This window comes from Streptomyces aurantiaciflavus (assembly GCF_049808595.1).
Taxonomy (GTDB): domain Bacteria; phylum Actinomycetota; class Actinomycetes; order Streptomycetales; family Streptomycetaceae; genus Streptomyces.
This window is the reverse complement of record NZ_JBNCAQ010000002.1, coordinates 320,615-334,122: the sequence shown is the minus strand read 5'-3', so window position 1 is coordinate 334,122 and position 13,508 is coordinate 320,615. Positions and strand designations below refer to the sequence as shown.

Here is a 13,508-nt window from a genome sequence, read left to right as displayed (position 1 = left end):
GCGCGCGGGCAGCCGCCTCCGGTCCGCTCCCCCTTCCCGCCCCGCGTGGCGTCCTGACCCGTACGCGACATTCGGGACTACACGTCCAGGTCGACGACGACCGGGGCGTGGTCCGAGGCGCCCTTGCCCTTGCGCTCCTCGCGGTCGACGTAGGAGTCCTTCACGGCCTTGGCGAACGGCGCGTTGCCGTAGACCAGGTCGATGCGCATGCCGCGGTTCTTGGGGAAGCAGAGCTGGCGGTAGTCCCAGTACGTGAAGGGGTGCTCGTACTTCAGCGGGCGGGGGACGACGTCGGCGAGGCCCGCCTCGCGCAGGGAGGCGAGGGCGGCGCGCTCGGCGGGGGTGACGTGGGTGGAGCCCTCGAAGGCGGCCGGGTCGTAGACGTCGTCGTCCGTCGGCGCCACGTTGTAGTCGCCCAGCACGGCGAAGGGGCGGCTGCCCGCCGCGTCGCCGGCGACGGCGGCCTTCAGGGCCTCGAACCACTGGAGCTTGTAGGCGTAGTGCGGGTGGTCCACCTCGCGGCCGTTCGGCACGTACACCGACCAGACGCGGACCGGGCCGCAGGTCGCTGAGATCGCGCGGGGCTCCGGGGCGCCGTCGTAGCCGGGATCGCCGGGCAGGCCCTTGACGACGTCCTCGACGCCGACTCGGGAGAGCACCGCCACGCCGTTCCACCGGCCGGTGGCGTGGACCGCCGCCTCGTAGCCCAGCTCGCGCAGCTGGTCGAACGGGAACTGCTCCTCGGCGACCTTGGCCTCCTGGAGGCAGAGCACGTCGGTGCCGCTGCTCTCCAGCCAGGCCAGGAGCCTCGGCAGGCGGGCGGTGATCGAGTTCACGTTCCAGGTCGCGATGCGCATGCCTCACAACCTACCCGGAGCCTCTGACAACGCGGTCCGCCAGACCTCCGTCAGACCTCCGCCGAGGCTCCCGACGCCAGCCGGTGGTGCTCGGAGCCGCCCAGATTGCCGAGGTGGGTGTCGTAGATGGGGCGGGCGAGGTCGGTGAGGAGGGCGTCGTGGATGTCGTAGACGCGTTGCGGCGCGACCTCCCTGACGTAGTCGATGACCTCGGCGATCTTGCTCCAGGGGGCCTGGACGGGGGCGAGGAGGGTCTCCACCGGGTGGTCGGGGACGGTGAGGGCGTCGCCGGGGTGGAAGACGCGGCCGCCGTCGATCAGGAAGCCGACGTTGGTGATGCGCGGGAGGTCCGGGTGGATCACGGCGTGCAGTTCGCCGTGGACCTGGACGTCGAAGCCGGCGGCGGTGAAGGTGTCGCCGTGGCCGACGGTGTGGACCCGGCCCGGGAAGGCGGCGGAGATCTTCTCCGCGACCGACCCGAGCGTCCAGATCTGTGCGGCCGGGTCGGCCTCCAGGGCCGCCCGCAGCCGCCCCTCGTCGAAGTGGTCGGGGTGCTCGTGCGTGACGAGGATGGCGTCCGCGCCGATCGCGGCGTCCTCCTCGGTGAAGCCGCCCGGGTCGAGGACGAGTGTGCGCCCCTCCTTCTCCAGGCGGACGCAGGCGTGCGACTTCTTCGTGAGCTTCATGAGCGTCATGGGTCCATCCTGCCTCCGCCGGGCACCCGGTTCACTCGATGGGCGTGGTCTCCTCGCGGATGACCTGCTGCGCCACCCGGAAGGCGCTGTTCGCCGCCGGGACACCGCAGTAGACCGCCGCCTGGAGCAGCACCTCCTTGATCTCGTCCGGGGTGAGGCCGTTGCGCAGGGCGGCGCGGACGTGGAAGGCCAGCTCCTCCAGGTGGCCGCCGGCCACCAGCGCGGTGAGCGTGACGCAGGAGCGCGAGCGCCGGTCGAGGCCGGGACGGTCCCAGATCTCGCCCCACGCGTAGCGGGTGATGAACTCCTGGAAGTCGCCCGAGAAGTCGTCGGCCTGCGACAGCGCCCGGTCCACGTGGGCGTCGCCGAGCACCTCACGGCGCACCTTCAGCCCGGCGTCGTAGGGGTCGGGGCGGCCCATGACCTGCGGTGAGACGACCGGAGCGGCGGGAGCGATCTCGGCGATGGGCGCGGACTGCGGGGGTGCGGCCAGGACCGGCTTGAGGGGGACGCCGGGGAGGGCGGTCTGGCCCGTGCTGTGGTCGTAGGCGGGCTGCCAGGCGGTGGAGAAGTGCCGCACCAGCAGGTCGGTGACGGCGGCGGGCTGCTCCACCGGGACCAGGTGGGAGGCGCCGGGGACGACGGCGAGACGGGCGTCCGGTATGCCGGCGACCAGGGTGCGTGCCTCGGCGGGGCCGGTGACCTGGTCGTCCGAGCCGACGAGGACCAGCGTCGGCACGCCGACGTGCCCGAGTTCGGCGCGCACGTCGAACGCGGCGAGCGCCTCGCAGGCCGCGATGTAGCAGCCGGGGTCGGTGGTGCGCACCATCTGCACCGCCCAGTCGGTGATCGCGGGCTGCGCGGCGGCGAACCCGCTGGTGAACCAGCGGTCGGGCGAGCTGCGGGCGATGGGGTCGAGGCCGTTGGTGCGGACGATCACGCCTCTTTGCCGGAACTCGTCCGCCGTGCCGAAGCGCGGCGAGGCCGCGATCAGCGCGAGCGAGGCGACCCGCTCGGGACGGCGCAGGGCCAGCTCGACGCCGACGGCGCCGCCGAGGGCACAGCCCGCGTAGCCGAAGCGCTGCACACCGAGCGCGTCGAGGGTGGCGAGCAGCCGGGCGGCCAGGTCGGCGACCGAGCCCGCCGGGTGGGCCGGGGCGCCGCCGTGGCCGGGAAGGTCGAAGCGGAAGACCCGCCACTGCTGGGCGAGCTCGGGGACCTGACGGTCCCACATGTGCCAGGTGGTGCCGAGGGACGGCCCCAGGATCAGGACCGGGGCGTCTTCTGGCCCGTCAAAGCGGTATTGCAGGGTGCCGGACGTACTCTCACTCACCCGACTCACGCTCCCACATCTCACAATTCCTCACGTGCTTGGGTCGGAACTCCGTGCAGGCCGTCCCACGTTGTGACAGCCTCGCGAAGATCCTCCACATCGGGTTTCACATACCACCGCGCTTGCTGGTTGCCACGTTGGCGTGTCCGGCCCACCGAGCGAGGAGGTGGTCCGGCACCCCGCCGTTGGCCGGGTACGTGAGACACGACGCGCGTGCATCGTACAGACGCATCCCGCGAAGCTTCGGAAGCGCCATGAGCCGGTGGGTCCGCCGACGGGGTCGCGGGCGCCGCGAGGGCTCCCCCGGCGCGGTCACTCGACGTCATGATCCCGCACTCCTCGTGACTTGGATCAAGGTTTCCTCTCCGCTTGACCGACGCTGTACGGGCGCTAACCGGCCCCTCGCCACTGTGGAATCGCGGGCTCCGCTCAGGTGCCCGAGCAGAGGACACACCGGAAGTGGGGACGCAGTCATGGGTAACGCCGGGCACGCACAGCGCAGGACGCTCCTGACCGGGGGGCTGGTGGCCACCGCGGCACTCATCACGGGTTGTTCGTCCAAGTCGGACGGTACGGCCACGCAGAGGACGACGGTCGCGGGGGCGGCGGCGAAGACCGCCTCACCGTCCGCGAACACCCGGCCGGACTCGCCGTCGGCGGCGTTCGCGAGACTCATGGAGGGCAACAGGCGCTGGGTCGACGGGAAGCTGCAGCACCCCGGCCAGGACCCGAGCCGACGGAAGGCCGTCGCCGAGAAGCAGGAGCCCTACGGCGTGATCCTGTCCTGCATCGACTCCCGGGTGCCGCCGGAGCTGGTCTTCGACACCGGGCTCGGCGACCTGTTCGTGCTGCGCACCGGCGGGCAGGTGGTGGCCCCCGTGGTCACCGGTTCCGTCGAGTACGGTCCGCTGACGTCGGGGACCCCGCTGGTCGTCGTGCTCGGTCACCAGCGCTGCGGCGCCGTCAAGGCGGCGTACGAGGCGATGCGCGACGGCAAGGAACTGCCCGGCACCCTGCCGTCCATAGCCCACGCCCTGCGGCCGGCGTACCGGGCGACGCTGAGGAAGCAGACCGACGACCCCGTCGACGCCATGATCCGCATCCACGCCGAGCAGACCGCCGAGGACCTGCGGGCCAACAAGGCCCTCGCCCCCCTCATCAAGAAGGGCGAACTGGCCGTCGTGAGCGCCTACTACTCGCTCGACACCGGCCGCGTGGAGACCCTCACCGGAGCGCCTTCGGCCTGACGGACGGCAGGGCGGCGTCGGGCGGGGCAGGGAGAGTCCGGGTCCCGCCCGACAGCCGTGCCACGCGTGGAGCGGTGGGGAACCCGCAGCCGTGGGCGTCGCCTGCGCCGGGGCTCGCGTAGGCGGTGCGACGGGGCGCTCAGAGATCCTCGGAGCCGCCCAGGCCCGTCAGGGCGCCCACCGGGTCGGAGTCGGGGGTGCCGCGCGGCCACCAGTCGTCGTGGCCGGGCTCGGACTCGTACGGGTACCACAGCCCGTCTCGGCCGAAGCGGAGTTGGACATGACCGCGGGGATGGGTGAGGTGGTTGCGCCAGGGACGGAAGGCGGGGAGGTCGGCGGCGAGGAGGAGCGGGCGGGCCCGGTCGAAGCGGCCGGCCGGTGGGTCCCAGGGTTCCTCCAGGACGGCGAGTCCGTCCGGGCCGCCCTGCCGCCAGGCGGCGACGGCGCGCGCCAGCTCGGCCGGGGTGCGGCCGGCGGCGGAGGCGAGGGAGGAGTACAGGGCGCGGGTGGCGGCGGTGAGCCCGGAGCCCGGACGGGAGGCGGCGATGCGTACGGCGTCCTGCCACAGGGTCAGTTCGCCGATCTCGTCGTGGCCGGTGGTGAGCAGGGCGTGGGCGCGGGCGGCCGCGTCGGTCGCGAGCTGGTCCAGCGCGAAGGAGTCGGGGCCGTTCGGGACGGAGGGGTACGCCGGGGGCTGCTCGGGGTGCGCAGGCACGGGCAACGGGGGCGGCAGCGGCGGGAGCCGGCGAGCGGGGTCGAGCGCCTCGGTGGCCCGGACGCCCGGCAGGGGCTCCGGCTCCCGCTCCTGCGCGGCACGGGCCGCTCGGGTGGCGTTGCGGCGGGACAGCGCGTCGAGCAGCTCGCGCTCGCCCCGGCCGCGCAGCAGGAGCAGCACGAAGGGGTCGGCGTCGAGCAGCCGCGCGGTCTGGTAGCAGAGGGCGGCGGCATGCTTGCAGGGATGGCCCCGGTCGGGGCAGCTGCAGTGCGGTTCGAGATCGCCGGGGCCGGGGAGCAACGGCACCCCGCACTCGGCGAGGGACTCGGGCATCTCCCTGTCGAGAAGCGCGGCGATGTGACCGGGCCGCTCCACGGCCGCCTCCAGGAAACGCTCCCAGTCCTCGTCGTCGAGGGTGCGCAGCCGCACCTGCACGCGGTACGGCCGGGGACGGCTGCCCTGCACGTACGCGAGGACGAGACCCGGAGTGACCGTGATGGCGTCGACGTTGCCCTGCTCGGCGTAACCCCGGCCGCGCGCAAGACGCTTGGCGTCCAGGGCGCCCTCCTCGAGGGCGGTGATCCAGGCGTTGCCCCACCAGGTCTCGGCGAAGCGGCCGTCGTCGCCGGTGGATCGAGGCGCGAACGGCGGGAAGGTGCGGCGGTGGTCGTTGTCCCGGGAGGGCGCGGCCATGGAGCCGGGGGTGCGGGCGGGGGTGTCTGCGGGGGTGGGCGGGGAGCTGTGGGCGGGCAGGGAGGTGTGGGTGGGCGCTGAAGTGGAGGTGGGGGCGGAGACGGGGGTGGGCGCCGAGACGGGGGTGGGCGCCGAGACGGGGGTGGGCGCCGGTGGCGGTGTGGGCGTCGGTGCCGGTGTGGGGTCGGCTGCCGGGAAGGGGGAAGTGCCGACGTCGGCAGGAGAGTTGCCCTGCTCGGTCGTCTCATCCCCGGCCGTCCCCGCCGACGGCATCCGGAAGGCGTCCGCGAGGAAGTTCCGTACGTCCCGTGCGCGGTCGTCGGCGACACGGTCACGTGGGCGGGTGGGGCGCCGGGTGGCCCCGGCGGCGGGGCCTGTGCCCGTGCGGGGGGATCGACGCGCGGTCCCGCTCCCCGGCGCGCCGGCCTCCGCCGAGCCCTGACGAGACTCCGCTCGGGCCGCCCGCAGGGCCTCGCGGGCCAGGTCGGCGGGGCGCGAACCGGCCCTGTCCCGCGGCGCACGGGGCTCGTCGGCCGCCCGAGCAGCGGCCGTCTGCGGGGCTTCCGACTGCGGGGCCCCCGTCTGCCGGATCTCCGTCTGCCGGATCTCCGTCTGAAGGGCGTCCGTCGGAGAGGTCTCGGTCTGGGAGACCTCCGTCGGAAGGGCCTCCGTCTGCGGGGCGCGCGCCGTACGCCGCAGAGCGGCGCGGGCCGCGTCACCAGGCCGGGGGGTACGGCTCGCGGGTGGCGCCTCCGACGGCCGTTCCGGGGTCTCTCCCCGTTGCTCCGCCGTCTGCGCCTGTGACGCTTCCTCCAGCTGTTCCTTCGGCCGTTCCTCCAGCCGGCCCTCCGGTTGGCCCTTGGGCTGTTCCTCCTGCTTCGCCCGCGCTTGTTCCCGAGCCTCCCGCAGCGCACGCCGTGCCGCGTCGGCGGGCCGGGCGGCGGGCTCACCCGCCTCGAACTGTCCCATCACGCCTCCCTCCGCAGCCGGACCAGGTCGGACAGCTCACGGTCCGTCAGTTCCGTGAGGGCCGACTCGCCGGAGCCGAGGATCGCGTCGGCGAGGGCCCGCTTGGACTCCAGCATCTCGGCGATGCGGTCCTCGACCGTGCCCTCGGTGATGAGGCGGTGCACCTGGACGGGCTGGGTCTGACCGATGCGGTAGGCGCGGTCGGTGGCCTGTTCCTCCACGGCCGGGTTCCACCAGCGGTCGAAGTGGACGACGTGGCCCGCGCGGGTGAGGTTCAGGCCGGTGCCGGCGGCCTTGAGCGAGAGCACCAGGACGGGGGTCGCGCCGCTCTGGAAGCGGTCCACCATGCGCTCGCGCTCGGGCACCGGGGTGCCGCCGTGGAGGAGGTCGACCGGGACCGCGCGGCCGGCCAGGTGGGCGGTGATCAGGCGGGCCATGCCGACGTACTGGGTGAAGACGAGCGCCGATCCGTCCTCGGCCAGCAGGGTGTCCAACAGCTCGACCAGGAGAGCGAGTTTGCCGGAGCGGGCGGCGAGGGCGTCGCCGGTGGTGGGGGCTTCCTCCTTGAGGTACAGCGCCGGGTGGTCGCAGATCTGCTTGAGCGCTCCCAGGAGCTTGAGCACCAGGCCGCGGCGGGCGATGCCGTCCGCCGTCTCGATGGCGAGCATCGACTCGCGCACCACCGCCTCGTACAGCGCGGCCTGTTCCCGGGTGAGGGGGACGGGGTGGTCGGTCTCGGTCTTGGGCGGCAGCTCGGGGACGATCCCGGGGTCGGACTTCTTGCGGCGCAGCAGGAAGGGGCGCACCAGGCGGGCGAGTCGCTCCACCGCCTCCTGGTCCTCGCCCGTCTCCACCGCGCGCGCGTGCCGGGCGCGGAAGGACTTCAGGGGGCCGAGGAGCCCGGGCGTGGTCCAGTCGAGGAGGGCCCACAGCTCGGAGAGGTTGTTCTCGACGGGGGTGCCGGTGAGGGCGACGCGCGCGGGGGACGGGATGGTGCGCAGCGCCTTCGCGGTCGCCGAGTAGGGGTTCTTGACGTGCTGGGCCTCGTCCGCGACGACCATGCCCCAGGGCCGGCCGGCCAGCGTCGGGGCCGCCGAGCGCATGGTGCCGTACGTGGTGAGGACGAAGCCGCCGGTCAGGTCGTCCAGGGTGCGGTCGGGGCCGTGGTAGCGGCGGACGGGGACGCCGGGGGCGAAGCGGGTGATCTCACGCTGCCAGTTGCCGAGGAGGGAGGCCGGGCAGACCACCAGGGTGGGTTCGGTGCGGGCCCGCTTCAGGTGCAGGGCGATGACGGTGATCGTCTTGCCGAGGCCCATGTCGTCGGCGAGGCAGCCGCCGAGGCCGAGGGAGGTCATGAGGTCGAGCCAGGCCAGGCCGCGCAGCTGGTAGTCGCGCAGGGTGGCGTGCAGTCCCGCGGGCGGCTCGGCGGGGCGTACGCCGGTGGTGAGGCGGTCGCGCAGGGCGGCCAGGGCGCCGACGGGGACCGCCTCGACGGTCTCGCCGTCGACCTCCGCGGTGCCGGTGAGAGCGACGGACAGGGCGTCCACCGGGTCCAGCAGGCCCAGTTCGCGCTTGCGGGCCTTGCGGACGAGGGCGGGGTCGACGAGGACCCACTGGTCGCGCAGGCGGACGACCGGGCGGTGGGCTTCGGCGAGCGCGTCCATCTCGGTCTCGCTGAGCGGGTCGCCGCCGAGGGCCAACTGCCAGCGGAACTGCAGCAGTTCCTCGCTCTCGAAGAAGCCGGTGCCGTCGGTCGCCGAGCCCGGGGCGGGCCGTACGACCGCGGCCGCGGTCAGGTCCTGGGCGAGGTCCCTCGGCCAGTGCACGGCGACCCCGGCCGCGGCGAGACGGGTCGCGGCCACGCCGAGCAGGTCGCTCAGCTCGTCCTCGGAGAGGGCGAGGACGTCCGGCGCGTCCTGGTCGGCGAGCCGGGCCAGCGGCGGCCAGACGCGGGCGGCGCGCCGGACGGCGAGGGCCGCGTCCACGCGCGCGCGGGGGCCGAAGGCGGAGTCCGCCTCGCCGGCCCACAGGGCTGTCGCGTCGGTCACCAGCGTCGGGTCGGCGAGGCTGTGCACCTGGACGACGGCGGCGCCCGCACGGCGCGCTCCCTCGGCCTCGTCGAACAGGTCGTACGCCGACAGGTCCAGCCGGAGGGAGATCCGTACGCCCGCGTCCATGCCGGCGGCGACCTCCGCCGCCCAGTCGTGGGCGCCGGGCAGCCGCTGTGGCGGGCGGTCTGCGAAGGGTTTCCCGGACGCGTACGGGGCGGCGGGGGTGCGGGGCAGGGTGTCGGCGACGGCGTCCAGGAAGGACCGCAGGAGGGCCTCCGGCTGCGGCAGCCGGAGCGGGCCGGGGCCGGGCAGCGGTACGGCGTGACCCTCGTGGGGAAGGGCCGCGGCGATCGCACGGAGGTGTGCGATGTCCTCCGGGGTCAGCGGGCCCGCCCGCCAGGCGTCGTGGCCGGTGGGGGTGAGGCCGGGCAGCAGACGGCCGCGGGCGGCGAGCCGCAGCGCGTGCAGCGCGGCCGCGCCCCAGCAGGCGGTCGCGGGGTGGGCGGCGGGGTCGCGGCGGGCGCGCACCAGGAGTGGGAGCGCCGTGTCGAGGGGCAGCGACAGCGCGGGGGCCTGCCGGCGGCGGACGGAGGCGCCATGCCTGCGTACGACGGTCAGCTCGGTGCGCTCGGTGCCCGCCGGGGCGGGCAGCGGGCCGTCGTCCGGGTCCCAGAAGGCGATCCGGCCGTCGCGCGGGAGGGGAGCGGGCAGGAAGACGGCGGCGAGGCGCACGCCGATCGGCTCCGCCGGGTGCCCGGCGACCGCAGTCGTGTCGCGCATACGCAGTGTCCACCTCCCGCCCGCGTGTCGGATCAGTTGTCTTCGACTCTACGGGCGGGGTCTGACAATCGGCCCCGGAGACCGGGAGGGGCGCCGTGCCTGGCGGCCGTCGGACCGTCAGGGGACCGTGCGGGAGACGACGTACACCATGGGGTACACCGGGTTGCCGGTGTTCACCACCACGTCCAGCGTCGGCTTGGGGTTCTTCTGCTCGTGGACGAAGCCGAAGTTGTCGCCGGGGCGGGAGCCGGGGCCGGAGAACCGCCAGCCGGTGACGTGCTGGTCGCGCTCGCCGATGGTGATGTCGTCCTTCGTCAGGGAGGCCCGGCTGAGGCCGAGCTCGGCGAGGAAGGCGTCCAGGCCGGCGTGGGTGGTCTGGAACTGCACGTAGAGACGGCTGGTCTTCCAGTTGTTCGTCTCGTAGTAGGCGACCTTGTTCGACGGGTGCGGGACCGGCACCTGGTACAGGCGGCGCTGGACCCTCGACGGCCAGCCCTCGGTCAGCCCGGTCGCCGAGTACTTCGCCTCCTTGTCCTTGCCGCTGTCGCGGCTCTGGTTGGCGGAGATCACCAGGTAGCCGGCCGGGACGCCGATGAGCAGCACGATGATGAGCAGGGTGAGCGCCCTGCGGCGGATCACATGGCCCCGGGTCTCCTGCGGGCGGGAGGGCTCGTCCCCCGGTGAGGCCTGGTGCGGCAGGGACGCCGTCATGCGGTGTCCCGGGCCCGGCGGGCGGCCTCCGCGAACCGCTCGTAGCGCTCGTAGCGCTCCACCCGGCGCCGCTTGGCGCGGCGGAAGCGGCGGGCGACCAGACGGGCCAGGTCGGCGGCGCCGACCATGCCGGCCTCGGGGCCGAGCTGGGCACGCACGATCCGGGCCTCGGGGCGGTAGCCGCGGCCGGTGAGGTGGCGCTTGAAGGCGTCCCGCGCGGGGCCGATCAGCAGGTCGTCGGCGGCCGAGACACCGCCGCCGATCACGAAGCACGACGGGTCGAGGGCGGCTGCCAGGTTGGCGATGCCGACGCCGAGCCACTGGCCGATGTCCTGGAGCAGCTCGATGCACATCGCGTCGCCCTCACGGGCCAGCTCCGTGATCATCGGGCCGGTGATGTCACCGATCTGCCCCTTGACGTGCTCGATGATCCCGTACGCCACCGGCGAGTCGGCGGCGGCCAGCTCCTTGGCCTCCCTGACCAGCGCGTTGCCGGAGCTGTACTGTTCCCAGCAGCCGCGGTTGCCGCACGGGCAGCGGTGGCCGCCGGGCACGACCTGCATGTGCCCGAACTCGCCGGCGACGCCGTACTTGCCCCGCTTGACCTGGCCGTCCTCGAGGATCGCGCCGCCGATACCCGTGCCGAGGGTGATCATGACGAGGTGGTCCTCGCCGCGGCCGGCGCCGAAGCGCCACTCCGCCCAGGCGGCGGTGTTCGCGTCGTTGTCGACGAGGACCGGCACGGAGAGCCTGCCCGAGAGGCGGTCCCTGAGCGGCTCGTTGCGCCAGGACAGGTGGGGCGCGAACAGGACGCGGTTGCGGTCGGCGTCGACCCAGCCGGCCGCACCGATGCCGACGGCGTGCACGTCGTGCCGGTCGGACAGGTCCAGGACCAGTTCGACGATGGTGTCCTCGACGACCTTCGGGCTCTTGGACTTGTCCGGCGTCTCCGTGCGGACCTTCTCCAGGATGTTGCCGTCGGCGTCGACGACTCCCGCCATCACCTTGGTGCCGCCGATGTCGATACCGACCGTGGGCACACGGGGTGCGGTCAGATGGGAGCGGCGCTCGCGGGTACCCACGGTTCGCAGGGCGGGGGCGCGGCGGGAGCCGATGGGGGCGGTGAAGGTGCCGTAGGTGCTCATCGTCGCCGATTCTGCCTCACGCCCATGGGGGGTGCCGAGCGGGGGAGTAAAGGGGCGTCCTTGTGTTGTGCCGTCCGCGGACGCGTTGTGCCTGGTCACGCGCAGGCGGCGGAGTCGCGCATCGACACGGCCCACGACCCTCGATCCCGGGGCGGCTCGTGACGCGGACCGTCCGGGTCGTTTCCGTCGGCCGTCCGGCGTGTCGGTTTCTCCGGTGTGATCGTGGTCGGCACTCGGCGTGGCCGTCGGTTCGTCGCGGATTGTCCGGACAATGCGACCAATGCGGACCCGTGCAGGCACGCCCAGGACGCGGTCCGGGCACGCCCGGCACTCCCCGCCGCGCTCAGGACCGTACGAGCAGCTGGAACTCGAAGGAGTAGCGGGTCGGCCGGTAGATGTGGTCGCCGAACTCGACCGCGCGGCCCGTGTCGTCGAAGGTCGTGCGCTGCATGGTGAGCAGCGGGGCGCCCTCGGGCTCGGCGAGCCGCTCGGCCTCGTCGGCGGTGGCGGCGCGGGCGCCGATGGACTGGCGGGCGCTGTGCAGGGTGATGCCGGCGGCCCGCATCAGGCGGTACAGGCCCGTGGCCTCCAGTTGGGCGGTGTCCAGGTCGAGCAGGCCGGAGGGGAGGTGGTTGCACAGGTACGCCATCGGCTCCCCGTGCGCGAGACGCAGCCGCTCCACCCGCTGCACGTCGCCGCCCTCCGCGACGCCGAGCGCGGCCGCGACCTCGGCGGTCGCGGGGACGACGGTGTTGACCAGGACCGTGGTCGCGGGGCGCTGGCCGGCCGCCTCCAGGTCGTCGTAGAGGCTGCTGAGCTCCAGGGGGCGCTTGACCTGGCTGTGCACGACCTGGGTGCCGACGCCCCGGCGGCGCACCAGCAGTCCCTTGTCGACGAGGGACTGGATCGCCTGGCGCACGGTGGGGCGGGACAGGCCGAGCCGGGCGGCGAGCTCGATCTCGTTGCCCAGCAGGCTGCCGGGTGTGAGGGATCCGTGCTCGATGGCGGCTTCGAGCTGTTGGGACAACTGGAAGTACAACGGCACCGGGGAGCTTCGGTCCACGCGGAGTTCCAGCTGCACGGTCGGGTCCACTTCTGGTTTCGGCACGGGCCGAGCGTAGCTCCGCGGCCGGTTGACGGGAAGTTGTGTAGTTCGATTGTCCGGACAAACGCATTGACAGGGCGCGGGCTCCGACGCCACCTTGAACACATGCGCATCGGGGTCATCGGTACGGGCCGCATCGGCACCATTCATGCGAACACACTCAGCCGTCACCGCGAGGTCGGATCCCTCATCCTGACGGACACGGAGCCCGCGCGGGCGCAGGAGCTGGCGCTCCGGCTGGGCGAGACGGCCGCCCCCGGGGTGGACGAGATCTTCCGGTGGGGCGTGGACGCCGTGGTGATCACGACGGCGACCTCGGCCCACGCCGAACTGATCGGGCGGGCCGCGCGCTCCGGCCTCCCCGTGTTCTGCGAGAAGCCCATCGCCCTGGATCTGGCCGGGACCTTAGCGGCGATCGCCGAGGTGGAGACTGCCGGAACGATCCTTCAGATGGGGTTCCAGCGCCGCTTCGACGCGGGCTACACGGGGGCGCGGGAGGCGGTGCGCTCGGGGCGGCTGGGGCGTCTGCACACCGTGCGGGCGGTGACGTCCGACCAGTCGCCGCCACCGGCTGAGTGGCTGCCGGTGTCCGGGGGCCTGTTCCGGGACGCGCTGATCCACGACTTCGACGTGCTGCGCTGGGTGACCGGACGCGAGGTGGTCGACGTGTACGCCGCCGGCTCGGACGCGGGGCCCGCGATGTTCCGTGCGGCCGGGGACGTGGACACGGCGGCCGCCGTCCTCACCCTCGACGACGGCACCCTCGCCACGGCCACGGCGACACGGCTGAACGGCGCGGGCTACGACGTCCGCATGGAGCTCGCCGGCGAGCTCGACCAGATCGTCGTCGGCCTGGACGACCGCACCCCGATCGCCTCCACCGAGCCCACCGGCCCGCCGGCCGCGGACAAACCCTGGACCGGCTTCCTGGAGCGCTTCGCCCCCGCGTACGAGAGCGAACTGAACGCGTTCGTGGACGTCATCCGGGGCGGGCGCCCCAACCCCTGCGACGGCCGCGAGGTCCTCCAGGCCTTCCGGATCGCGGAGGCCTGCGAGATGTCCCGCCGGGAGCGCAGAGCGGTGGCGTTGGCGGAGATTCCCGGAGGGACGGGACCGGGAACGGGAACGGGTGCGCGGGAACCGGTGGGGGGAGCACCGGAACCGCACGGCACTCCCCGCCCCGGCTGACACCGCAATCCCTGCTTGG

At 73.8% G+C, this 13,508-nt stretch carries 10 protein-coding genes; 2 read left to right on the top strand and 8 right to left on the bottom strand.

The annotated features are described in order from the left end of the window. Nucleotides 1-77: 77 nt before the first annotated feature. Genes ACPT94_RS03240 through pcaDC form a run of 3 tightly spaced genes read right to left on the bottom strand, consistent with a single transcriptional unit; the run spans nucleotide 78 to nucleotide 2,885 of the window. Complete coding sequence (locus tag ACPT94_RS03240) at nucleotides 78-857, bottom strand: exodeoxyribonuclease III (RefSeq protein ID WP_360330293.1); 780 nt, start codon at nucleotides 855-857, stop codon at nucleotides 78-80. A 50-nt stretch (nucleotides 858-907) separates the two neighbouring features. Further along, entirely contained in the window at nucleotides 908-1,543 is a 636-nt protein-coding gene (locus ACPT94_RS03235; protein ID WP_360331123.1) for an MBL fold metallo-hydrolase, read from the bottom strand. A 40-nt stretch (nucleotides 1,544-1,583) separates the two neighbouring features. Beyond that, nucleotides 1,584-2,885, bottom strand: coding sequence for a bifunctional 3-oxoadipate enol-lactonase/4-carboxymuconolactone decarboxylase PcaDC (pcaDC, locus tag ACPT94_RS03230; RefSeq protein WP_425245042.1), 1,302 nt, complete (start codon nucleotides 2,883-2,885; stop codon nucleotides 1,584-1,586). Nucleotides 2,886-3,358: 473 nt separating this feature from the next. Here pcaDC and ACPT94_RS03225 point away from each other — a divergent pair, with 473 nt between their 5' ends. Further along, nucleotides 3,359-4,132, top strand: a complete 774-nt coding sequence (locus tag ACPT94_RS03225) for a carbonic anhydrase (protein WP_425245041.1) — start codon at nucleotides 3,359-3,361, stop codon at nucleotides 4,130-4,132. A 139-nt stretch (nucleotides 4,133-4,271) separates the two neighbouring features. Here ACPT94_RS03225 and ACPT94_RS03220 read toward each other — a convergent pair whose 3' ends face one another. The 5 genes from ACPT94_RS03220 to ACPT94_RS03200 form a co-directional block, all read right to left on the bottom strand. Beyond that, on the bottom strand, nucleotides 4,272-6,509 hold the full coding sequence (locus tag ACPT94_RS03220) for an SWIM zinc finger family protein (protein ID WP_425245040.1): 2,238 nt from the start codon (nucleotides 6,507-6,509) through the stop codon (nucleotides 4,272-4,274). After that, nucleotides 6,509-9,340, bottom strand: a complete 2,832-nt coding sequence (locus ACPT94_RS03215) for a DEAD/DEAH box helicase (protein ID WP_425245039.1) — start codon at nucleotides 9,338-9,340, stop codon at nucleotides 6,509-6,511. The genes ACPT94_RS03220 and ACPT94_RS03215 overlap by 1 nt, the downstream gene beginning before the upstream one ends. A gap of 117 nt (nucleotides 9,341-9,457) precedes the next feature. Then, complete coding sequence (locus ACPT94_RS03210; RefSeq protein WP_360330308.1) at nucleotides 9,458-10,051, bottom strand: sugar kinase; 594 nt, start codon at nucleotides 10,049-10,051, stop codon at nucleotides 9,458-9,460. Further along, nucleotides 10,048-11,196 carry an ROK family glucokinase gene (locus tag ACPT94_RS03205; RefSeq protein WP_360330311.1) on the bottom strand — a complete coding sequence of 383 codons (1,149 nt, stop codon included), beginning with the start codon at nucleotides 11,194-11,196 and terminating at the stop codon, nucleotides 10,048-10,050. The genes ACPT94_RS03210 and ACPT94_RS03205 overlap by 4 nt, the downstream gene beginning before the upstream one ends. A 343-nt stretch (nucleotides 11,197-11,539) precedes the next feature. Then, nucleotides 11,540-12,277, bottom strand: coding sequence for a GntR family transcriptional regulator (locus ACPT94_RS03200; RefSeq protein WP_360331126.1), 738 nt, complete (start codon nucleotides 12,275-12,277; stop codon nucleotides 11,540-11,542). A 129-nt stretch (nucleotides 12,278-12,406) separates the two neighbouring features. On the opposite strand from ACPT94_RS03200, the gene ACPT94_RS03195 reads away from it, so the two are divergent. Continuing rightward, entirely contained in the window at nucleotides 12,407-13,489 is a 1,083-nt protein-coding gene (locus tag ACPT94_RS03195; protein WP_425245038.1) for a Gfo/Idh/MocA family protein, read from the top strand. The last annotated feature ends 19 nt before the right edge of the window (nucleotides 13,490-13,508 follow it).

Bases quoted from the DNA above. Each gene is read 5' to 3' on its own strand.
- ACPT94_RS03240 (WP_360330293.1), bottom strand. From the start codon at position 857: ATGCGCATCGCGACCTGGAACGTGAACTCGATCACCGCCCGCCTGCCG.
- ACPT94_RS03210 (WP_360330308.1), bottom strand. From the start codon at position 10,051: ATGACGGCGTCCCTGCCGCACCAGGCCTCACCGGGGGACGAGCCCTCC.
- ACPT94_RS03195 (WP_425245038.1), top strand. From the start codon at position 12,407: ATGCGCATCGGGGTCATCGGTACGGGCCGCATCGGCACCATTCATGCG.
- ACPT94_RS03220 (WP_425245040.1), bottom strand. From the start codon at position 6,509: ATGGGACAGTTCGAGGCGGGTGAGCCCGCCGCCCGGCCCGCCGACGCG.
- ACPT94_RS03215 (WP_425245039.1), bottom strand. From the start codon at position 9,340: ATGCGCGACACGACTGCGGTCGCCGGGCACCCGGCGGAGCCGATCGGC.
- ACPT94_RS03235 (WP_360331123.1), bottom strand. From the start codon at position 1,543: ATGAAGCTCACGAAGAAGTCGCACGCCTGCGTCCGCCTGGAGAAGGAG.
- ACPT94_RS03225 (WP_425245041.1), top strand. From the start codon at position 3,359: ATGGGTAACGCCGGGCACGCACAGCGCAGGACGCTCCTGACCGGGGGG.
- ACPT94_RS03205 (WP_360330311.1), bottom strand. From the start codon at position 11,196: ATGAGCACCTACGGCACCTTCACCGCCCCCATCGGCTCCCGCCGCGCC.